The 21,635-nt window shown below is 38.3% G+C and carries 16 protein-coding genes and 2 pseudogenes; 2 read left to right on the plus strand and 16 right to left on the minus strand.

Annotation, left to right across the window (positions count from 1 at the left end):
* Positions 1-38: 38 nt before the first annotated feature.
* The 14 genes and pseudogenes from ACZ5AE_RS16470 to ACZ5AE_RS16535 form a co-directional block, all read right to left on the minus strand.
* Positions 39-1,919 (minus strand): HsdM family class I SAM-dependent methyltransferase, encoded by a 1,881-nt coding sequence (locus ACZ5AE_RS16470; RefSeq protein WP_464565619.1) that lies wholly within the window; start codon positions 1,917-1,919, stop codon positions 39-41.
* Positions 1,920-1,929: 10 nt separating this feature from the next.
* Positions 1,930-2,289: a hypothetical protein gene (locus ACZ5AE_RS16475; RefSeq protein ID WP_464565621.1), complete on the minus strand. Its 360-nt coding sequence runs from the start codon at positions 2,287-2,289 to the stop codon at positions 1,930-1,932.
* A complete protein-coding gene (locus tag ACZ5AE_RS16480; RefSeq protein ID WP_464565622.1) occupies positions 2,276-3,559 on the minus strand; it encodes a restriction endonuclease subunit S in 1,284 nt (427 codons plus the stop codon). The genes ACZ5AE_RS16475 and ACZ5AE_RS16480 overlap by 14 nt, the downstream gene beginning before the upstream one ends.
* A gap of 418 nt (positions 3,560-3,977) precedes the next feature.
* Positions 3,978-5,903 (minus strand): hypothetical protein, encoded by a 1,926-nt coding sequence (locus tag ACZ5AE_RS16485; RefSeq protein WP_464565624.1) that lies wholly within the window; start codon positions 5,901-5,903, stop codon positions 3,978-3,980.
* Positions 5,904-5,906: 3 nt separating this feature from the next.
* Positions 5,907-7,742, minus strand: coding sequence for an McrB family protein (locus tag ACZ5AE_RS16490; protein ID WP_464565625.1), 1,836 nt, complete (start codon positions 7,740-7,742; stop codon positions 5,907-5,909).
* Positions 7,743-8,142: 400 nt separating this feature from the next.
* Positions 8,143-8,712, minus strand: a complete 570-nt coding sequence (locus tag ACZ5AE_RS16495; RefSeq protein WP_464565627.1) for a competence protein ComK — start codon at positions 8,710-8,712, stop codon at positions 8,143-8,145.
* A gap of 172 nt (positions 8,713-8,884) precedes the next feature.
* The gene (locus tag ACZ5AE_RS16500; protein ID WP_464565628.1) at positions 8,885-9,169 is read right to left on the minus strand and encodes a hypothetical protein; all 285 of its coding nucleotides are present in this window, start codon (positions 9,167-9,169) and stop codon (positions 8,885-8,887) included.
* A gap of 88 nt (positions 9,170-9,257) precedes the next feature.
* A complete protein-coding gene (locus ACZ5AE_RS16505; protein ID WP_464565630.1) occupies positions 9,258-10,421 on the minus strand; it encodes an S-layer homology domain-containing protein in 1,164 nt (387 codons plus the stop codon).
* A 632-nt stretch (positions 10,422-11,053) separates the two neighbouring features.
* The gene (locus tag ACZ5AE_RS16510; protein ID WP_464565632.1) at positions 11,054-11,242 is read right to left on the minus strand and encodes a hypothetical protein; all 189 of its coding nucleotides are present in this window, start codon (positions 11,240-11,242) and stop codon (positions 11,054-11,056) included.
* 209 nt (positions 11,243-11,451) lie between these two features.
* Positions 11,452-12,042 carry a thermonuclease family protein gene (locus ACZ5AE_RS16515; protein WP_464565633.1) on the minus strand — a complete coding sequence of 197 codons (591 nt, stop codon included), beginning with the start codon at positions 12,040-12,042 and terminating at the stop codon, positions 11,452-11,454.
* Between the two features lie 55 nt (positions 12,043-12,097).
* A complete protein-coding gene (locus tag ACZ5AE_RS16520) occupies positions 12,098-12,526 on the minus strand; it encodes a hypothetical protein (protein WP_464565635.1) in 429 nt (142 codons plus the stop codon).
* 67 nt (positions 12,527-12,593) lie between these two features.
* A pseudogene (locus ACZ5AE_RS16525) lies at positions 12,594-13,163 on the minus strand (replicative DNA helicase).
* Positions 13,164-13,362: 199 nt separating this feature from the next.
* The gene (locus ACZ5AE_RS16530) at positions 13,363-14,142 is read right to left on the minus strand and encodes a conserved phage C-terminal domain-containing protein (protein ID WP_464565637.1); all 780 of its coding nucleotides are present in this window, start codon (positions 14,140-14,142) and stop codon (positions 13,363-13,365) included.
* 588 nt (positions 14,143-14,730) lie between these two features.
* Positions 14,731-15,585: a malate synthase gene (locus tag ACZ5AE_RS16535; RefSeq protein ID WP_464573648.1), complete on the minus strand. Its 855-nt coding sequence runs from the start codon at positions 15,583-15,585 to the stop codon at positions 14,731-14,733.
* Positions 15,586-16,450: 865 nt separating this feature from the next.
* Here ACZ5AE_RS16535 and ACZ5AE_RS16540 point away from each other — a divergent pair.
* Positions 16,451-17,878, plus strand: a complete 1,428-nt coding sequence (locus tag ACZ5AE_RS16540; RefSeq protein ID WP_464565639.1) for an alpha/beta hydrolase domain-containing protein — start codon at positions 16,451-16,453, stop codon at positions 17,876-17,878.
* A gap of 285 nt (positions 17,879-18,163) precedes the next feature.
* On the opposite strand, the pseudogene ACZ5AE_RS16545 reads toward ACZ5AE_RS16540, so the two are convergent.
* Positions 18,164-18,391: pseudogene (locus ACZ5AE_RS16545) on the minus strand (thermonuclease family protein); the annotation flags it as partial.
* Positions 18,392-19,124: 733 nt separating this feature from the next.
* Here ACZ5AE_RS16545 and ACZ5AE_RS16550 point away from each other — a divergent pair.
* The gene (locus ACZ5AE_RS16550) at positions 19,125-20,174 is read left to right on the plus strand and encodes a hypothetical protein (RefSeq protein ID WP_464565640.1); all 1,050 of its coding nucleotides are present in this window, start codon (positions 19,125-19,127) and stop codon (positions 20,172-20,174) included.
* 134 nt (positions 20,175-20,308) lie between these two features.
* Here the strand turns inward: ACZ5AE_RS16550 and ACZ5AE_RS16555 are convergent, their stop codons facing one another.
* Positions 20,309-21,253, minus strand: a complete 945-nt coding sequence (locus tag ACZ5AE_RS16555) for an alpha/beta hydrolase (RefSeq protein ID WP_464565642.1) — start codon at positions 21,251-21,253, stop codon at positions 20,309-20,311.
* Positions 21,254-21,635 lie beyond the last annotated feature (382 nt).

A 21,635-nucleotide genomic window follows, 5' to 3' on the forward strand; every position in this document is an offset into this window, starting at 1 on the left:
TAACAAACTCCTTTCTAACTGTTCACTAAAACGGACAATTATTTACCTTTTTTATAAGCATCGACAATCTTCAATAAATCATTATGGTCATTCCCCAATTGGACTTCTATTTTGTTCTTAACATCAAATCCAATTTCATTAGCCACAGCCATGAACACAGGACCTTGCTTTTCGTTTTCATGTTCTTTCTTCTTAATATATAAAAATGATGTTTTTGCGCCTGTGCCTGACAATTGAAATGTAACCGTAGGAAGTGATACAACCGCTTTAACTATTGCTCTTCCACCTTCAAATTCACCTGTTACTTCATTTTTCTTACCCATTAAATATTCTCGTACGTGTTTATAACTTGAGTTACTTAAAGTTCCATCTGGAAGAACAATAATTAATTGCCCACCGGGCTTTAGTAATTGTAAATTACGATCAATGAACAACACTGCTTGATCTGTTGAATTAACTTCCTTCCAAACACCTTTAGCATTTGGCTTTGCTCCTAAACAGAGACCGTCTTTCTTCGGTTTTCCTGTTTCATCAATTCCAGTACTATACCTTTTGATAATTTCTTTTCCTTCATCTGTTTTATTAGAAACTGAACCTGATCCAAATGGAGGATTCGTGACAATTAAATCAAAGCTTTTAGGCTTCAATGATTCAGTCATAAGTGAATCTGTCACCCAGAATATCGGTGCTTTTGGCAATCCATGCATCACCATATTTAAACGAGCTTTTAGAACCATGTTTCTTGTTTTATCTGCCCCAACAAAACTATGTTCTTTCATAAGTTCAAAATGCTTCTCCATTTTATCTTTCATTGTTCCAGTAAACTGCGAAAGCATATACTTCTTTACACCTTCATAGCCCTTAATTAAAAATCCACCTGAGCCACAAGTGATGTCCCCCATTCTGAATGTTGGTATCCCTTTTTCATCGGCTGTAATAAGTTTTGAAGCTTCTTTTGGATTAGATGTTAAATCATGCATAACCATTTCAATCATTGCTTCAGTTACTTGTCTTGGTGTTAAGTATGTAGCTTGACCAATTTTATTGTCATATTTACCACGCATTAATACATCGAATAAACGGCCTAAAATATCCGCACTGACATTTTTTAATGTCGCTTTCACTCGGTTTCCATTTTCATCTTCAAAGTCATCTAGTTCCTGAAACGTTTCAAAGGCTGCAATAAAGTTAGCTGGATTTTCCAATCGAATATATTCATCTTCACTAAAAATTAAACATTTTTCACCAAGATCATTTACCGCAACATAATCCTCATGATTTTTTATTTCTTTAAATGCATCTCGGATTTGTCTAACAGCTTCTTTTCCATTCTCTTTTATGTATTGATGCCTTAAAATATCAAAAATTCGCAGACCTGCATTTTTCCCTTCTCTTAATACATAGTCCGGATGATACAAGCGGAAAGTCTCCATAAAAAGCAATTTACTTAATTCATCGATGGCTTCGTTAGTACTGCTAATATTATCAGCCCCACCCGGTCCATATAAGCGCTCATGCAAATCATCAAATCGCTTTTGAAGAGTAGAGTACATCTTTCTTGACCATTCTTCTTGTTTAGAAATTTGTCGTTTTTCTTTTTTAGTTACATCAATAACAGCTGGTATTTCTGCCAGTGGATCTGACTCGATACAGTCGGCGTAATAATTCACTTCACCATTTGATGCCCAAATAAAATCTGGAGCTTCTTCATTATACTGAGCCTCTATTAAAGCAGCATCTTGTACTTCAAAAGATAAATCTGCTCCTTTGTCAAATACCTTTACATAAACAATTTTTTCATCACCGGTAGCTAAGAAAATCGTTGTGCCATCTTCTTCATGTGTTTCTGGTTCAGAAAATGTACTATACCCCTTCATCATGAGTTGTTCTTTTAACTCTTCAATTAATGCTTGCATCATTAGTTCCTCCCTATTTTCGTTTCACTCGGATAATATTTTCTCTCGGTGATTCATAACGCCCTGTACTAACAGCCACTTCAATTACCTCATTATGAGGCACAATCATATCACTTGGTAACTGTTCAATAATATTTGGGTCAATCTTAGTCATCGGTCGCTTTTCTAATGCTTTTTCAATTGCCCCTAATATGGTTTGACGACGGTCATCAACCTTAACGGCCCATTGACCTGAGTCTGTTTCATATATAGTAGGATTAAGCAAGCTATATAATTTCACTTGGTCTTCATTCCAATTCAAACCATGTTCTTTTGCAATGTTCACTAATTGTTCTGTTGTTTTTGGTGTGGTTAGGTATTCATGAAATATCAAGATGGTCACCCCCTTGATAACAGTCTAAGATACTGTTAATTTCTTTTATTTTATTATTTGGTAACCTTGGAACAAGAACTTGTTTTAAGTCATGTATCGATAGAAAAGGTTGTATTCCACCTCTACTTTTGATTCGCAACTGTAAACGTACAAATGGATGATTCATGCACCAAAGTATATATCGTTCTGGTAAATAATAAGTCCTTAAAACTACAAACACATTGGACGCTATTGAATTTGCGAAATAGTTTGGAACGATTGCAAGTGGTTGCTCCTTTTCACCAACCTTTGTACCGATAACCCCTAACAATATATCCCCTGCTTTTAATTCATAGCGCGCACGGCTCCTAACTGTTTTATAAGGAACTTTATCAGTTGTATGAATTAGCCATTTTTCACGGTCCAAATTTTTTATACCAATATACGAGATAGTTTGATCTTTGAATTCAGAAGGACTAATTGTTTTATCAACAATTTCAACAACTTCACTTAGTTGTACCCATTCCTCATTTCTTAATCGCTCTTTGAAATCCATATACAACCTTGTATTACATTGTTGGTAGTATAGGACATCGAGCCTATCTGGAGTTAACTCTTTCGATACCCATATTAAATTAGGTGAAAAATTTCCTAAATATCGTTTCTCATCAACATTATAAAAGTTTTCTAGCTGTTGCTTATAATTCACTTGCTCCATATTTAGATACATAGAAGTATTAGCAGATTCCTCATCTAACGGAATTAACAATTTACCAATTTCCTTAATAGAAATTTTCGGTATTACCGACGGAGTAACTGCTAGCTTTAATGAAAGTTGACCAAGTTCAGTATTCAAAAAATTGAAGATCATATCTTTCGCTTTCGAACTTTTCGGTCTTAATCTCAATAAATCTGGACTAATAACAACACCATCAGCATTCTCATCAACTATTGCCACCTTCGGGATCGCAGCTACCTTAGATATGAGTATATCGCCTTTTCTGATAATGGCCTTCGATTCAATACCTGAGTAATTTACTAAATAAGATACATTAGTCAAGTCGATTTGTTGGTTATTTATGTTGGAAATCTTAATGTATGGAATCCCCTCACTAAAAAAGTCTTTAGCATTACGAGTGCCATCAGATATCCCTTCACATAGTTCCGAAAGTTCAACTGACTTAATACTTCCTATTTCCTTATAGATTTTTTCTTTTACTGTGTAGTAATGCGGGTCCAATCTATCGGTGTTAAGATTAACAGGCTTTATGTATTGGAAAATAGGACTCACCACACTTTACTTTTTTGAACTTTTCTGTTTCCACATCAAACTTATAACATTTTTACATATGTTGTCAATAATAAATGTTTTTATTGTTCATTGCATTCTCTTTTTATATTATTAATAATAATCTTATTAGCGTTTATAACTAAAAAAATATCCACCCAAACCAAGTGTTGGTTTTCCAGGTGGATACATTTAGCTAAGTTTGCATATTGTGCAAGAAGCAATCACTTCTAAGTATACAAATATTATTACTTTTATCATTTTAATAAATTACCTTTTGAGAATTAAAAAAATTCTCCTAGTGGGATATAAACTGTATTGACTGAGTATCTAGATTATATATATGAAGATCCACATAATCCATTATGTACTTTTTTCTTACTACCGGTTCAATTTAATTGTAGTTTACAACAATCAATTATTAATACCTGCTATAATCGGCATATGTTAGTCCACACGTTGGACAGTGTACATCCCATTCATGCTCGGTTGGCCGATGGTAGTTACGATGTAAATACTTATAAAGATACTGATATGCATGATTTCTATTCCAGCACTTACTTTGAACCCAAAACGAGTTACAAGATTTACATGTATAGTATTTCTTATAAGTTAAGTCTTGCATGTCAATATTGTGCCTTTCTCCACAGTCGGGACAGATAGTCTCTTTCCTTAAATGAAAGTGAAGTACCATTTTCGCAAATAACACAAGACCCTCATCCTGACCTGGTTTTAATACATAGAAACCTTCACGATGTGGCTTAGATACTTCATAGTGACTCCCCATTTCTTGATCTGGGTGGATTAGAAATGCAGCTTTACCCCTTCGATCCATTAATCGATACCTTGTGGCAGAACGTTCTAAATCCTGCCTCAATTGCTTATCCATTCTACTATATGGCTTATATTTTGCATCAAGGAAGAATAAACGGCCTTCATTCTCTTCAACTAACAAAGTTATATCCGGACGCTTATTGTCGAAGGTTATTTCACTTCCGATGACTATATTTATTGGACCAATTAATTTAAGCCTGAACCAAAATCCCCGTAAAGTTTGATTCTTTTCATAGTGATTTAATAATAACTGCATTACATTCCCATTTTCAGGAGTCAAACGCCATGTTTCAACAAAATGATGGATCACCTTTAATAATACCCACTTCTCATAAAGGTCAGGAGAGTTAAGTAGATCCTTCTGAAAATTCTTTAAAGCGACATTTTTTTGTCTTAATTGGGTCTGTATTTTTTCAACTAGTTCAAATGCTTGACTGTATTCGGTATGGAACATGAATAAATGGGTATCTCCCCACTCTTCAGGTTCACAGTGAGAAAGCAGTTCGTATTCAAGTAATTCCTCTAACGTAGCAACAATCTGACTCCAAGTTTTAGAACGTTCCTCAAACTGTATACGGTTATAAGTGAGACTCTTTTCCTTACTTGCAAATTTCTCGTAAAACATTTGGTCACTTACTTTCTTCTTTCCCAGGTGAAGCTCCTCTATTTGAGATTCAATACCACGTAAGTACCTTATTTCCGTATCGAGATTTCTTTCAGAGATAGAAATAAATTCAAGGATGGCACCCTTTAATTTCCTATGTTCCGGCACGTTAAGGGACCTAACATTAGTTATTCCATGAACAGTATCAATATATGGATGGAGTTCCTGTTCTAACAGTGTCCTCATGTCCATTTTTCGCAGTTTGTCAACATGTGTCTTTATTCTTTTTTCTATAAGCATTTCTGCAGGTGCTTTCTCCAATTCCATTAATGTGTCCTTTAACAATTTAACCAGATATTTAACCTCTATTTGATCAATATACCCTCGTCTGCTAACATTACCATCATGTGATGTATAGTTTTTAAACATTAAGTCTTCCGTAATCATAAGCAAATCTTGCTTCATCATTAGATACTCTTCCTCTGTTAGGAGAGACGAACGGACTGTTACATTGCACTTGTAAATATTATTATTTTCAAGAGACTGCCCTTCTATGGTAAAGGTACCACATTGATTTACACCTAGGGAAGGAATACTAACTTCGTACTGATTTTCTGCTTGATTCCATTCATAAACGGGGCGATAGATCCATAAGGCTTGGTTAATTTCCGTCATCTCTCTTTTGAAACCAAACGTCCCATAAGCTGTGACTTTTTGAAACGGTACATCTACTTTTATTCCAATACTTAAAATATCACTTTGCAAGCGATTGTATTCTGTCCCACTATATGCTCCGTCAATCTTCTCCATTTCTTTTATTTCTTCCACAGAGATAGGGCGAACTATTATCTCCTCCCCAACATAGAAAGATGGAACATCCCATTTAACTTTTATCCACACTGGTTTCATGCTCTACCTCCAGAATTGAACGACACGTTTTCCAGTATTCATTTTTTCTGCTTTTCTTTTAGCTGATCCTCCCTCAGGAATCTTACGCATGAAGTTTTCAAACGACGTTTGTAAAGATGTTTCATTCTTTGAAAACAATATTCTCGGTAGAACTTTTGAATTTACAATTTCCTCTGCAACCCCCTCAACAGTATCTAAAGCTGAGAGATATCGTCTTATATGCATAATTCCACGGCTGTTTAGTACTGCATTCGGGATATCATTTAATGCTGACGTCCAATCAAGAACAAAATCAATAACAGTTGATTGTTCCTTTGTTAGTTGGGGTTCTTCTAGAGCTGGTCGAATAAACTCATTTATATTTATTCCAATTTTTTTGTTCAAAGGATTTCCCTCTAATTCCTTCCGAACATGGCTTAACTTAGTTGGATGATCTAGTTCAATAATGAAACTTCTATCTATCACTTTTGGACTTAGAGGCTTTACGGTTTCGTCCATATTCAATGTTCCAACAAAGCGGACATTTTTCGGGATAGGGAAATAAGCAGGATAATCCAAGATAAGCTCATATCTTTCTCGTGCTTCTTTACGTTTAAGAGATTCTAATTTTTTTATATCAAAACTAGTAATCTCTGAAAATGGTTTACCTACCATATCTTCTAAATCTAGAATAGCTTCACGATAAAACTTATACGCATATAAATCTAAAAATCGCTTCTCAAACAACTTTTCCCTTGCGCTTAACAGGCTTGAAAAATAATATTCAACATGTGCTAAATTCATTTCATCCAAACAAATGATATGCAAAGAGTTTTTATCATTTTTCGCATCCACTAGTGCCTGAAGGAAAGGAGTAGGCATATAAGTATTCTTTAATGGATTAAAAAAGCCCAATAAGTCTTGAACATCAGACCAGTTTGATTGCACAGCAATGTGATGAACTTTACAAGGGTGCAAAACTTCCCCAATCTGATGAACTAGACTAGATTTTCCGGTACCAGATGGTCCTGTTAATAGGACAAGCTGATCCGTTCTTAGAGCTGTAATAAATCGTCTGATGATATCATAATCGTATACTAGATTTTCTCCGTTCATATGGTAAAGACCCCGTTGCACTAACTGAAAAAAATCCTCGTCTTCTTGTAGTTCTAAGAAATCTTCCTTTGAATCAACTTCCTTTTGCTCTTCTAAGCCCAACATTTTTCGGATTTCTAGATATTGGAGTTCAAGGACTTCCCTTTTTTGTTCTTCCGATCTAATATCTTCTACAAGTCTATTAAGATTATTATTTTTATTATCTATCTCTTTATTCAGCTGCTCAATCTGTATTAAAATGTCCCTTTTTAGTTCCTGTTGCTCTTTAATATCCTTTTCTGCCGTCTCCATCAGACGTTCATACATCAACCCTATAAGTTCCTCCTCACCGCCAAATTTTTCGTTCAAGAAATGAACAAACTCTTCCCCGTATTTGTCTGCCAGCTCAGTAGGATGCTCTAGTTTAAAGAGAGTCGAAGCGATAGGACGAATCAATTGCTCTATATTTCTTTCATTTTTTTGAAGTTCGTAGCGGCCAACTAATACATCTCCAAGTTTGTAATTACCTTCTTCAAAAAAGCCGACAGTCCATGGGTCTCCCGTCCATGGATTAATCATTTCATCAAAATATTCACCAGGATATAACAGTTGACATATGTATAGGTATCGATTCCTGGGCTGATTTATTATTTTATCGACTCTCATCATAATTTCTGCTCCCAGTTTTCCTTCCTTTTTCTCCTTGTTTAACATCTCAATTATTAATTCGTTCGTAAGTTCAACTACTTTTTTGTTTTTTAACACAATCTTGTCCCTCACATCCATATGTATCTACTTGTTAAAAGCCTTATGTTACTATTATAGAAAAGTATTAGAATGATAGATAGGTCAAAAATCATATTTCGCTGACAAAATTCAGAAAATTCATCCCACCCCATTTAAATAGTAATAGGAAAACTATTATAAAATCTTGTATATAAATTGTGTTAAATAATTCCAAAACATACCTTTTCCATTTCCAGCAAACAAAAAAGCACCCACAAACATTGAAATATCAACATTTGTGGGTGCTTTTCTTAATTTAACTCGATGTAACACTTTTTGATACCGGTTGTAAAAGTTGAACCAGAGATTCCTTTTAGGAAAATAATATTGTTAGAATCCAGCACCAGCTCTCGTATTAATTGAAATTAGAGCGGACCTTTTAAATATCAATTATTTCTACCTTTTGTTTACACTTATAAATTCCCTTCTTTTCAATTATCATGAACCCCTTTTTCATCTCTCCATTATAATTTATCGACTTTTTTGTATTCTTTTTTATCAAGTCCCTCAAATTCTCAGCCATTCGTAACTTACCCCTAAACGCAACTTCCCGCATCACCAGTTCAAACATATGCCCATTGCTCAATATTTTCTTCGTAAACTTCTGACCAACCGGCAAAGTATCCCTCACATGATTGAGCGCAAACCAAACGCAATTATCCTGTCTATATGACTTCGTTGGAAAAAACCAAATGTCCAATGAAGCATCTATCTTAATTGGATACTTTTTGCGTTCTTTCCCCAGCAAATACGTTGAACTTTTAAGCGCTCCATTGAAACTAGAGCCATAACTAATGAGTGATTGATCAATTAGCTTAATCGGTGCCATGGCAACCAAAAATGCCTCTTCTTCCTCCAGGACAAACGTATATAAATGTCCATTTTCATGTAGGACTCCGTACAGTAGGATTGTTCTATTATTAATCAAATAATCGTATTTTATTTCCATGTTAACTCTTCCCTTCTCATGATAGTTTGATAACCTTTTAAACTTAAAACTATTTATTTTTCATGAAAAAGGGTATACTAACAACATGTTGGTATACCCAACTGTGGAAACCCGTGGGCGCCGTCTGCCAGGACATGTTCGCCTATGGGTTTTTATTATCTACCTTCACATTCTACTCACCTCCTTGATTTTGCAGCCAGGCAACCATCTTTTCAAATGTGGCTTTGTCATTGGCCAAATAGTAGTAACCGCCTCTGGTGCTGCCTTTAAACTCTTTCCAAATAGGGTTCATCCGATTGAAATCTACCTTTTGTAATACCCTCATTCGGTTTACCGTTTCACGCTTTCGTTCTTCAAAACTTACTTTTTCCAATCCTTTATTGGCATAGTAAGCAAGGCTGATGAGCAGCGGTTGACTGGCAATCATTGATTCATTGCAATTTCCTATTTTCTCCACCCTTTCCAAATAAAAAAAGCTGAGAATTGGCACGTCTGTTTGACTGTATGCCGATTTTCAGCTTTTTAAATTTGGTGTAAAGAATCCACTATGGCTGATTTACGTCCATTGGCGGGGTATCCACTTGTGGTTGATCGCATGGATTTTCTTTTATTGGTGGCTGATCACATGGTGGATTTTCTGCCGGTGGTTGATCACAAGGCGGTTGTTCTTCTCCCGGTGGTTGATCACAAGGCGGTTGTTCTTCTCCTGGTGGTTGATCACATGGCGATTGTTCTTCTCCTGGTGGTTGATCGCATGGCGATTGTTCTTCTCCTGGTGGTTGATCGCATGGCGATTGTTCTTCTCCTGGTGGTTGATCACATGGTGTTTCTCCATTTGGCGGCTGATCCGTTGGCGGCTGATCCACTGGTGCCTGTTCCGCTGGCGGCTGATCCACTGGTGCCTGTTCCGCTGGCGGCTGATCCATTGGTGCCTGTTCCGCTGGCGGCTGCTCTACTGGTGGCTGCTCCGCTGGTGGTTGCACAGCTGCTGGCTTTTTAGCAACTTTCCGCTTCTTTGTAACAGTTGTTGTCTTCTTAGTTGTTGTCTTCTTCACTTGAGTGGATTCTGTTGGTGGAATAATTCCTAGCGACTCAGCCTTTACAAGGAAAGAAGAAGCGACTAGTACCACTTGTTGACGTTCTACAGATCCTTGGGGATTAAACTTATTAGACTCCGCACTCATTATTTTTGTTTCAACAGCGTAACCTACGGCTTCTTTTGCCCAGGAAGAAATATCCCCAGCATCTGAAAATGGAAGTTTTTTGTCGTAGCCTGTTGTGTCGACATCTAATGCCTTCACAAACATAGTAGCCATCGCTTCACGCGTTAAATCACCGTCAACACCAAAATTACTTCCTTCAGCTCCCGCAATCAGGCCTGCTTTAGCAGCTGCTTCTACGTATTGATAGGAATAATGGCTAGAAGGTACATCCGAGAAGGTCGGACTCTTTGGTGCATCAACTACATCTAAATTTAATGATTTTGCTAGGATAATAGCAAAATCTTGACGATTGATTTTAGCTGTCGGGTTGAACTTTCCATCATCGCCTGAAATTATTCCTTTCGATACTAATTCAAGAATTGCATCCTTAGCATAAGAATTGTCAATATCAGTAAACGACGTTTCAGCATTTACGGATGGTACTGTAATAAATAATAACATCATAATGCTCAGATAAACCATTGCCTTTAGTACAAATTTCCTCATATTTCCCCTCCATTTTCAGGTTTCAATCGCTATTTTAGCAGTGAATTTACCATTTGTATACAATATTGTCGGAAATTATTCACAAAGATTCGATATATTCAAACTATAGCTTTTAAAAAGTTACCGGTTTTCTAACAAAAAAATAAGCAACGCGATTGCGTTGCTCTAATCTACCATTTTCCCTGAATAATTTAAGTATTATTTTTTTAAAACCTTGAAACCGAATGAGAGAATCATAGGAAAAGTTATACTTAAGAATCGAGAGTATTAATTGCTGAGTCTTTTGTCGAGGAAAACATACTTAAGTGGATTTTGGTCAGTACTATTTTATTGTTTGTAAAATTGTTTTTTTGAAAAACACCTCCCAATAGGAATTGTAACTGTTGAGGAGAAGAACTTTAGAGAAAATGCATGACATGAATAAAAATCAGAAGTGAATAAAAGTGCAAACAGTGTAGAATTATGGAGGTAATTGCAGATAATTAAAAAACCTTCAAATAGTATAGCAATCTAGAAGCATCGTTGAAATATTTTTTCAAAGATTTCAATAAATTGTAATATTATGAGTTACTTGATAGAGTCTGATCCGATTAGGACAATTACTGCCAATGAATTTACTTCCGTGTTAGTGGCTACGTTTTATTAACTTCTCCGTATCTTCGATTGCCCAGGGTATTTAGCTGATAGGCGGAGAGATTTCGCCTATTGGCTCTAATCGGTTCTGGAAGTTCTTCATTATCATACAAGATGCCTGCCAAAGAGTAGGCTAAATCTTCTTTCGCATTGTTTATCGCTATACGTTTCGTTTCTCCTCGTGACAAGGGATAGTCCCAACCAGCCTCAGGAAACAGAGTGGGAAAATATACTCCATACATTCCTTCATTCTCACATGTTTTATAAATGCCGGGTAAACAAATTTATTTGTATTTATCATCGTCACAACTCCTTGTTCAAAACTACTCCCAGATAGCTTTATGTCTGTTAATTGAGTTCTTTATCATTATATCCTTGCCAATTCCTTCCCAAGCCACTATTCACACCCCTCAAAGCCCCATTTTGTTACAAACCCGCTCATACTCCATATGTTGATTTGACTGCGTCTTGCCAAATTCTCATCGTTTTTGTATAGCTTCAGATATTTATAGGTTGGATTCATGATATATCCCACGCGTGCCAGTCCTTCTTGTAACAGCGTTTCCTGTATCGATTTTCCGTCAACATAGACATAGGCCAGCAACCGCCCGTAGCCATCTCTCGTATTTCCCTGCTCCATTTCTATTGTGAGTGAGCCGTTCTTGACCAGCTCGTTATTCCGTACGAATGCTTCCTTGGCATATGGCTGGACACACATACCCGGCTTTTTCGATTCTGGTGTGTCGACTAGTAAATACCGGACTGTTTCCATTTTTCCCATTACTCTTACTTTGATGGTATCGCCATCGATTGTTTCCACGAAGGTGACGGGGACTTGGCCTTCTGGCAACAATCCCACTTCTGTTTGGCTGTCCCCTTTCTTATGCTGTTGGTTGATGCCCGGATTATTCTGTTCCACGTCTGGAAGATTTACCATGAACAGGGCAGCTGCTGTCAGGAGGGCTGTGCTGGCTAGTTGTTTTCGCATAACCTGGTCCTCCTAATCCCTCGAATTCTATTACATATGATCATTTTCATCTCGGTCATGACATTCCTTGCTCTTGATGACAAAATGATTTATATAGGGTGCAAATTTTCGGATCATCAATGGATTGCATAACATATGTGATAAGCGAATGATCCTCCACTTGTTTTAACTCAGAAATCATAGCCTCATTCCCGCCATCCAACAGAATTAATTTTCCCCAGTTTTTAATGGCGATCTCTCTCGTTTCAGGATTGTATCGAATCACCTCGTACTCCAAGCTGAATCGGTCTAGTAATGCTAGTACACTTTCAATCGAAACACCCAGTTCAAGAGCGATTAGACTTGGTGAAATTGGATAGATTCCGATACTAGTAGTTTGACTATTCGTTAGCAGGTAAAAATAAAAAGTCCTCTCTTCTACACTCATCTTTTTAAACATTGGATGATCCCAAATTTCAACATTGATCCCTCTACGATTTCCCATCTTTCACACTTCCCATTTCATTATTTTTAAAAAGCTATCGGCCACCTTGGCGTGCTTTTACTAATGCTCAGAGGTTTACGAACGCCCCATATTGCTTGTTAAACCCAAGCTCAATGGACCCGGTCGGACCATTGCGGTGTTTTGCCAGGATGATTTCCATCCTGTTTTTCTTCGGTGAATCGCTATTCTAATAATCGTCGCGGTACAAAAACTCGATCAGGTCGGCATCCTGTTCAATTTGCCCGCTTTAGCGGAGGTCCGAAAGAATCGGGTGTTTGTCATGTCTGGTTTCGACTCCCCGGCTTAGCTGTGATAGGGCAATGATTGTGACGTTTAGTTCCCTTGCCATGGTTTTGAGCTCCCAACTGATTTCGCTTATTTCTGCCTGGCGGTTTTGATAGTTTTTTCGATCGCCCGCAAGGAGCTGCAAATAGTCAATCACCAGGAGAATCCGTCTTTGCTTTCCATAGGTCCTGCGTGCTTGACGGGCCTTCGACCTGATATAAGCCACATCCATTCCAGCCCGGCCAAAGATATGCAGCTGCAGGTTTGACAGTTTCCCGATTCCATTGGCGAATTGTTCCCAATCTTCGTCTTGGAATGACTGTTGGGGATTCCGCATTTTGAGTCTGTCGATTCGCCCTGGACTTTATGTAAAGCTCGGACACTTTCGGCGGAAACGGCGATTGCCGCACATGTTTTAACAAATTCTCCTCCACGTCCAGAAACGTAAGATCTTTTAGCGCATCGTGCCAAAGATTCACTTTCTAATGATCAAAACTAAACTGTTCATAAAAAATACCGCAATCATTTTCAATAGGGCGAACGTTACGCGCTTATTCATCTAGATCAAAATCCGCCTCGGTTAGCTCTTTTTTCCATGACTTTTGGTTGCGATAGGCCTCAAATTTCGAACCAAATAATGTTTCCGGCCGGAGATATTTGCACATGACCGGGTCCTCCATCCATTCCGCCGCTTTTAAATCGATCACTGCTTTAAAATCCTCCAGGGTAAACCCTTCTCTTGCCCTTGCTGAAATCAGGTCCTTTGTTTTCGGACTACTTGGCCTGTAGGCTGCATTTGTTTTTTCATTCAGGTAGTGGATGACTTCGGCAACTGGTATTTTCTCTACTGCCGGAGGTGGTGTTACTTGCTGTTGCATGTATTCGGCTTCGTTATCATCCAACAACTCATATAAATCAACTTGCATGTGGTCTAGATCTGTTTCTGTTTCGGTGGTCTCATGATCGGCCGGTTGAGGTTCCTCAGAAGGGATCATTGGCTCGCATTCTGTCAGTTCCTCCAGCCTTTGATAATCGATGGTATACCACTTGGTCTTATCCATTTTCGACCGATTCCAGTTCCCGGTCTTCAGCAATCCTAGTTTTTCCAGCGAGTGAATCGTACGTTTAATTGTGCTTTCAGACCAGAACGGAAGCTGTTCCTGCCAATCTTTATACGTGTTGAATATCCACTTCCGGCCTTCAATGACATGTCTGCTGTCATGAACCCAATAATGGATTTGCTGCAGGATGACGGCTTCGTTCAAGCCAATTTTGACTGCCAGTGATGGAATGATCATCACCGGTTTTTCGTTGATTAATAATTTACTCATCCTATTACCCTCCTCTTTTTCAATCGCCAATGGACTAGTTCGTCCAGCTTGAAGGGCTAACCGATGCATTGGCTCATCCGCTTCACCTTCTATTTATCGATTTAGACTTAAAAAAGACAGGGTAGTTTTAAAATTTTTTTGTGAGTTTAATTTTTATTTGTGGATAGGATGTTTTTACTTGCGGATAAGCGGGTTTTATTTGCGAATTCGTATTTGCGGGACCAATATATATTTTTCTCTGTTGTATTCTCTGAAGTAATCTATGTGTTAATCTCTGGTATTGCTTGGTTCGGGATTGTTCCATCCATCGTACAGTTTGGATAGGTATATGGGTCATCCTGAGATGCACATGGCTCACTCTGCATGTTACAACCGTTCCATTTGGGGTGTGATCAGGTCAAGATGACAATTATAAAGTTATTTATAGTGCCACTCTACACCAACTCCTAAAAAGCAAAAAAGTGCCAGGCACACTCAATTACCGGTGTGCGTGGCACTTAGTTCATTAGAATTACTTATACAGAAGACTCTTCAGCATTTAATTATGGGCAGAAGCACACTCGTCATTGCCCTCCGAAACACCAACACCTAAACACGCATTAATACTCCATTAGGTTTTGGCGGCTCTTGATTACTTATCACATTCATTTTACAAAAGTGTTCAAAAAATTGTTGTGCTAGCTCTCGTTCCTTTGGATCACTTTTTAAAGCAACAATATCAAACAAAATTTGAGCCATCCAGACATTATCAAAATAACGGTATTTACCTGAATTCCATGTCATTTTGTCAAGGGATTTTTCATTCGAAAAATATTTCCAGAAAAGCATTTGATCCGATTCCTCTTTTGTAAGCTGGAGTCTGTATTCTGAATGAGCAGGAATCATTCCATCTTCACAAAGCTTACCGATAAAATTTCCATTCATCATATAGAAACCTAAGATCCGTCTGTCTTTTTCTGGCATGTCGGAATCTCTCGCTGTTAATAAACATACGCTATTTTGGTGCAGGCGAATGGGTTTGTTTGGCTTACCTTTGTTATTCCCAGTTTTTATGACCCCTGAAAAAACCTTCCACTCTGTAAAAGCAGTAATCTGTTCTTCTGAGTCACACCAAAAAGCCATTTGTGATTCGGAATGAAGTTTATGATTTTTCATCAATTTTTCATGTTCCAAGCGAAGTTCCAGATTTTTACGATACCGTTTTATTACCTCATCCTTCTTCCGTTCTTCCTGCTCTCGTTCCATTTCCTTTTCATGTAACATTTTTTCAAGAGAATGAGCTGCACTTTGTTCATGCAGTTTTAGGTGCTTTCCAAATGCATCAGGGAAAACAAACTTTTTATTTTCTGTTGCGAAATGTATTTCTATAACAGAATCATTCTGATTAACGATACTACCCGTGCCAAAACGCATGTGTGTCACTTTCTTATTGATTAGATTCATCATTTGGACCTCCTTGTAGAATAAAATCTCTGTTACTAAAAATCGCAATGGATTTTATTCCCAACTTCCATTCAAAGCTCACACCCTAAATTTCCTCAGAAAAAATGAATAAAAAAACGTATCCCTCAATCTATGTGCAAAAAATACTGAGGTGGTTGGAATACGACTGGAAAAACAATTGTATTATCATCATACCATTCGTTAGAAATTATTACAAATTTTCCATTGACAGGAGATTTTTGTTTGGTGTAAAATAAAAATTTTACATGTTTGATTTAGTACTAATTTCTTTGGGAATTGCAATTAAGAGAGTCTTTATTGAAGGTGTATTCTCAAAATAAAAATTATGATTGTGCAGGCGGACAGACTCTAAAGGATTTGTTTTCGGCTGCTTTAATATTAAATGACACATGACGTATGAATTGGCATACGTCTTTTCAAGTTTGATCTATATAAACTGGTGGATAAAAAGCTGCTGATTCCTGCCTTTAGAATTAAGAGAGTCCACACTTATTGGTAGGGGGATCAAGTTTAGCACCCGAGCCGATAATAGCCGGCTCTCCTCTTATTTTACTTTTGTTGGTCAACATACACCCATAACGAATTTCGTCTCGGCATCATACGTGAAGCACTTTCAAACATCAGATTAAAGAACAAAGTTAGACAATCTTTCTTCATTTCGCCTAACGAAATGTCAATAAAACACTAACGTTAATTATAGAAATATTCAGACTTTAACTGCTATCCTATTAGTAGACAACTTGTGTTTCTAGAGTGTATTACCTTAAAAGCTTAGCACTTTTAAAGAAAGGAGTGATGCACCACCCTGTTGTAAACTCTATTAATCGGGAGGGATAGTTTAAGCATGAAGTTCATTAAAAAACCGTTTATTGTTTTAGCCACTTTAACATTATCGTTGTCATTGTATTCTTCAGCACTGGCCGATCAACCAGCACAACAGGAGAAGTCAGTTGCCTCCAATGTTACAAATCCTGTTGTCACCGGACCGATCCCATCAAGTCCATACGGAGATCCTTCCCACAATTATCCGCAGTTGGCGACAAGCACCGATTTAGGGAAATATGGGTACATAGAGGAGGAATTCTTTTTCGAAGGGAAAGCCACACGCTATAGTACCGCCCAATCCTTTGAAACTGCTACAGCGATTTCTACCGATCATCCTTACAAATCACGCATGCTGGTTCGGCGCCCTGCCTCTCCGGACAAGTTTAATGGCAAAGTGATTGTAGAATGGTTAAACGTTACCAGCGGTTACAATTTGGATGCGATGTATATGTCTTCCTATGAACATTACCTAAGGGAAGGCTATGCCTATGTCGGGGTATCCGCCCAACGTGTCGGGGTTCACCAGGCGGGAAGTGGCCTGAGATCATGGAGTCCAGTTCGCTATGGAACACTTGATGTCACGGATGGCGGCAAGATTACCGATGACGGGTTGGCATTCGATATCTATTCGCAAGCAGCCCAAGCCATCCTCCATCCAGTTGGCGTTAACCCGTTAGGCAATCTCAAGCCAGAGCTGATGATTGCCGCAGGTGCCTCGCAATCAGAGCGGTTCCTTGTGCGTTACTATAATAAAATTCACCCTCAGACCAACCTCTTTGACGGCTACCTGATGTACCTTGGGATTGGCGATAAGCTGCGAACTGACCTTGATACAAAGGTCATAAAGGTCAATACAGAAAATGATTTGATTGCACTTGGCGAAGTGGCCGCACGACAGGATGATTCCAATGTACTTCGCACTTATGAAGTGGCAGGTGCCTCTCACGTTGGCGGCGGCTCGGATTACCGATCCAATATCCTGATTCGTGATAACCTCCCTGTAGCTGACATATCTGTTTGCCAAAAAGCTGCATTGAGCCGCGTCCCTACTGGCTACGTTGTCAATGCCGCGTATGAGCACTTGGTACGCTGGATTGAAGATGGAATTGCTCCACCAAAAGGTAAGCGAATCCAAGTGGAGTCCACGTCTCCTGTTGTCATTTCACGTGACAGCAACGGAAATGCAATTGGTGGGATCCGTTTGCCTCAGCATGAGGTACCAACTGCTACAAATACCGGTGCAAACAGTGGAGGTGGCTTCTGCTATCTGTTTGGGTCCCATGAACCGTTTAGTCCGGAAAAATTAAGGAGTCTTTACCCTAACGACGGCTCATATGTGTCGGCTGTGACCCAGGCTGCTAATGATGTGAATAAACAAGGCTTCCTATTGAAAGAAGATGCCAAGACCATCCGCGAGGAAGCCGCTCAATCAAAGATTGGTAAATAAGCTTAGTTTTCCGGTTTTCTAAACAAGGCTCTGTTATCTTTACACGTTGATATTTGTATAAAAAATGGAAGGAAACCTTATATATTTGGGTTTCCTTCCTATTTTAAACTGTTAAGGAATTACTCTTTTCCTATTTTTCTGCGTTCAAAAGCTAAACAGACCATATATATTACCAAGAGAATCATAGAAATGTTAATTGAGATTTCATAACCCTTTTTAAACAAATCAGAGTTCCAATTTCCAAAATGATCTTCTCCAAAAACATTGATGTGATCCGAACATGTCCTAGGAAACGCAGCCATTAAACCCTGTTTTTGTTACATACCCAGGCTGGCTCCAAATGTTTTGTTTGTTTCGTTTTGCTCGGCGTTCATCGTCCCTATATAGATTAAGATTTTTATAGGAAGGATTCATGATATATCCCACGCGTGCGAGCCCCTCTTGTAACAGCGTTTCCTGAACCGACTTCCCATCGACATAGACATAGGCCAGCAACCGCCCGTAGCGATTCTGATACTAGTAGTTTGACTATTCGTTAGCAGGTAAAGATAAAAAATCCTCTCTACTGCCAGTGATGGAATGATCATCACCGGGTTTTCGTTGATTAATAATTTACTCACCCTATTCCCCTCCTCTTTTTCAATCGCGAATAGACTAATTCGTCCAGCTTGAAGGGCTGACCGATGCATCGGCTCATCCGCTTCACCTTCTATTTATCGATTAGGACTTAAAAAGGACAGGGTAGTAAAAAAATTTTTTTTGTGGGTTTAATTTTTATTTGTAGATAGGATGTATTTACTTGCGGATAAGCGGGTTTTATTTGCGGTTTCGTATTTTGTGGGACAAATATATATTTTTCTCTGTTGTATTCTCTGAAGTAATCTATGTGTTATTCTCTGGTATTGCTTGGTTCGGGATGGTTCCACCCATGATGCAGACTTGGTTCATGTAGGGGTCATGTTAAGACAAACACGGCTCATTATAGATCCTATCAATGGCCTAAAATGAGGTCAGTCCCCCAGCACAAGCAAATATTTCTGTCATGCTTTCTTAAGAAGGTTCCGTAAACAAAATCAAATGTTCAATCGGCATCACTACATTCTTATTGATTAACGTTATAGTAAACTGTCAAACGGAAAGGATCAGTTTGAATCCCATAGAACCCTATCTCAAAATTCGGTTCCCCGCAGATGACTTTTGTAAATTGAATAGAGGTATAGTAAGATGAATGGAAATTGGAGGAGTTATGATGTTGGTCAAGGTTCAAATTGACGAAAGTACGCCCAACAAAAAGAAACTGAAGAAAAACACCCACGAGATATCAAAAATTACATATAAGAGTCTGGGCCTTGTTGAAAGCGCCTTAGAGGAGTTTCTTCAGGAGAATGTTGAGGTGTTAACCCAAGAAGAAGATTACGAACTCAAGATTATTGGTAGACAGGTCCGCAACGATGCGAATAAGCGGACGGATTTGGTCGGAATCGATAGTAATGGGAACGTGGTCGTGATTGAAATCAAGCGGGATGAAGAAGATATGAGAACTAGAAGGGATAACTTCGAATCCCAGGCCATTCGCTATGCCGCCTCTTTTGCCAAAATCACCAGCATCCAAGAAATTGTGGAAAAAGTGTATGCCGATTATTTAGTCCACCATGAAAACGTCAAAAAAGAAGAGGCCATTGAAATTGGAATTGTGAACATCGAAGGATTTTTAAATGATCACGAAGTCTTTGAGAACTTTAATGCCGACCAACGAATCATATTAGTCGCCTCGAGTTTTGATTCAAGTGTCTTATCCGCCTCCGCCTGGTTATTAACAAAAGGACTTGATATTTCTTGCTTTGAAATTGCTCCCCATTTGATTGAAGGGGAAAATAGCGATGAGTACCTTCTTGAAATCAAGAAGCTGCTTCCGCTTGGATCCGATGACGATTATTTCTCAGAAATATTGACGAACGAAAACAAGAGGCCTACAGCGCGAAGACAATCCAGCCGGACCCGAAAAAGTTTTCCGAAACTCATCCACATGCTGGATGTTGGGCTTGTATCGGAAGGAGATGAGATTTTCTTCAAGAACAAGGAAAGCGAGTCCCTCGGAAAGATCCAAAGCGGCAATAATGTCGAGTTCAATGGAAAAATCATTTCTTTAAATGCCTGGGCGAAACAATTTGTACCAAGCGGTAAGGTCAATGGATATGATAATGCGGTTGTAAAAGACAGGAACAAGACATTATCGGAGATACGTGCAGAAGGGTACGACTTATTTGATGGCATGGGCTTCGATCCAATTGAATAGGAACAGCGGAATTTCTTTAAGAATATTAAAGCAATAAAACCCAACCTATATGTGGGTTTTATTGCTTTGTATATCTTAGTGTCTCATAGTAAATGATCAATAAATTCTATGTTTTACTCTAATTACTTCTAAGCTTATTTTACGTTTACAAATTGATACATATATTTCATTGCATCTGGCAATGATTCTTTCCAAACCTTCCATTCATGATCCCCATCTATTACTCTGAATTCAACTAACTTCTTCTGAGTGGCATCTAAATCTCGTAGCTTTTGGAAAAGAACAGCAGAATGATACGCGATATTGAATACATCGTGGTCGCCTGTTTCAATAAATAGCGGCACCCGAATGTCTTGATTCTTATACCCATCTATACGGGAAGTGTAGTTTAGTTCAGTCCATTTTGCAGGGTCATATACGTTTTTGGGATTTTCCTTACTAACTGGTTTTGATGGGTCAAAATTCGGATTCGTTTTTTGATAAGTAGGGTTTGTGTTTCCTGATGAATTGGAAGGCGGTTGATCTACATAGGAAGCAGGACTTAAAGCAGCTCCCGCAGCAAACATGTCTGGGTGACTCATTATGTAATTCACCGTTCCATATCCTCCTGCAGATAAACCAGCAACTAATCTGCCTTGTTTTGTATCAATGGTTTTCCAGGTACTATCGATATGTGGAATTAGGTCCTGAAAGAAAGCAGTTTCGGCATTTTCGTTATACCCATTCACCCACCAGCTTTTGGCTCCTGGCATGACAATAATCGAAGCTGGAATTTCGCCTTTTTCAATCAATCTGTCTGCTGTTGCTTTCACATCCCCATTTTGGACCCAGTCATTTTCGTTCCCGCCCGAGCCATGCAACAAATAAAGGACTGGATAGTCTTTGTCTGAAGTTTTATAACCGGTCGGCAGATAGATGTTGTAATTATAATCTCTACCCAATACTTCCGAATAGAAACTTTCATGGATAATTTGGCTGTTACTGGATTTCGGAGACTCCACATCTGCCAAAGATAGAGTTGGAAGCACCAAGGAAAGCAACAAAATGACTACTAATAAAAATGATTTTCTTTTAAACATGTTATCCCCCCTATTAGTTTAGTAAATTATATAACAGATATTTCCAGACTGAAATACTATTCTGAACATTCAGCCCATTAGAACTACCATTATAAATTTGTATAGTACTATCTGTGTAGTTGCAGCTGTGTCATGTAAAGTTGATTCGAAAAAATCACTTCTTTTTAACCTGAACTAATGTATGATTCCGACAGATGTTCTAAAGACCTTTTCCCCCTCAGAAGCATGGGAAACCTCACGTTACTAAAATCCATTTCCCCGCGCTGACTCTTTATTTATTTGATCACTGTATCCCTGTATACTCTGAAACCTAATCTTCTGCATTCGTACAGTTATATAAAATTTAATGGAACATCTTCTGAAAAGGAATGTAGCGAAAGAA

This window comes from Neobacillus sp. S1227, from assembly GCF_055385255.1.

What these genes read in the sequence shown, in the direction of transcription:
- ACZ5AE_RS16470 (WP_464565619.1), bottom strand. Translation starts at nt 1,919, where the DNA reads ATGATGCAAGCATTAATTGAAGAGTTAAAAGAACAACTCATGATGAAG.
- ACZ5AE_RS16485 (WP_464565624.1), bottom strand. Translation starts at nt 5,903, where the DNA reads ATGAAACCAGTGTGGATAAAAGTTAAATGGGATGTTCCATCTTTCTAT.
- ACZ5AE_RS16495 (WP_464565627.1), bottom strand. Translation starts at nt 8,712, where the DNA reads ATGGAAATAAAATACGATTATTTGATTAATAATAGAACAATCCTACTG.
- ACZ5AE_RS16505 (WP_464565630.1), bottom strand. Translation starts at nt 10,421, where the DNA reads ATGAGGAAATTTGTACTAAAGGCAATGGTTTATCTGAGCATTATGATG.
- ACZ5AE_RS16515 (WP_464565633.1), bottom strand. Translation starts at nt 12,042, where the DNA reads ATGCGAAAACAACTAGCCAGCACAGCCCTCCTGACAGCAGCTGCCCTG.
- ACZ5AE_RS16520 (WP_464565635.1), bottom strand. Translation starts at nt 12,526, where the DNA reads ATGGGAAATCGTAGAGGGATCAATGTTGAAATTTGGGATCATCCAATG.
- ACZ5AE_RS16530 (WP_464565637.1), bottom strand. Translation starts at nt 14,142, where the DNA reads ATGAGTAAATTATTAATCAACGAAAAACCGGTGATGATCATTCCATCA.
- ACZ5AE_RS16535 (WP_464573648.1), bottom strand. Translation starts at nt 15,585, where the DNA reads ATGAATCTAATCAATAAGAAAGTGACACACATGCGTTTTGGCACGGGT.
- ACZ5AE_RS16540 (WP_464565639.1), top strand. Translation starts at nt 16,451, where the DNA reads ATGAAGTTCATTAAAAAACCGTTTATTGTTTTAGCCACTTTAACATTA.
- ACZ5AE_RS16550 (WP_464565640.1), top strand. Translation starts at nt 19,125, where the DNA reads ATGATGTTGGTCAAGGTTCAAATTGACGAAAGTACGCCCAACAAAAAG.
- ACZ5AE_RS16555 (WP_464565642.1), bottom strand. Translation starts at nt 21,253, where the DNA reads ATGTTTAAAAGAAAATCATTTTTATTAGTAGTCATTTTGTTGCTTTCC.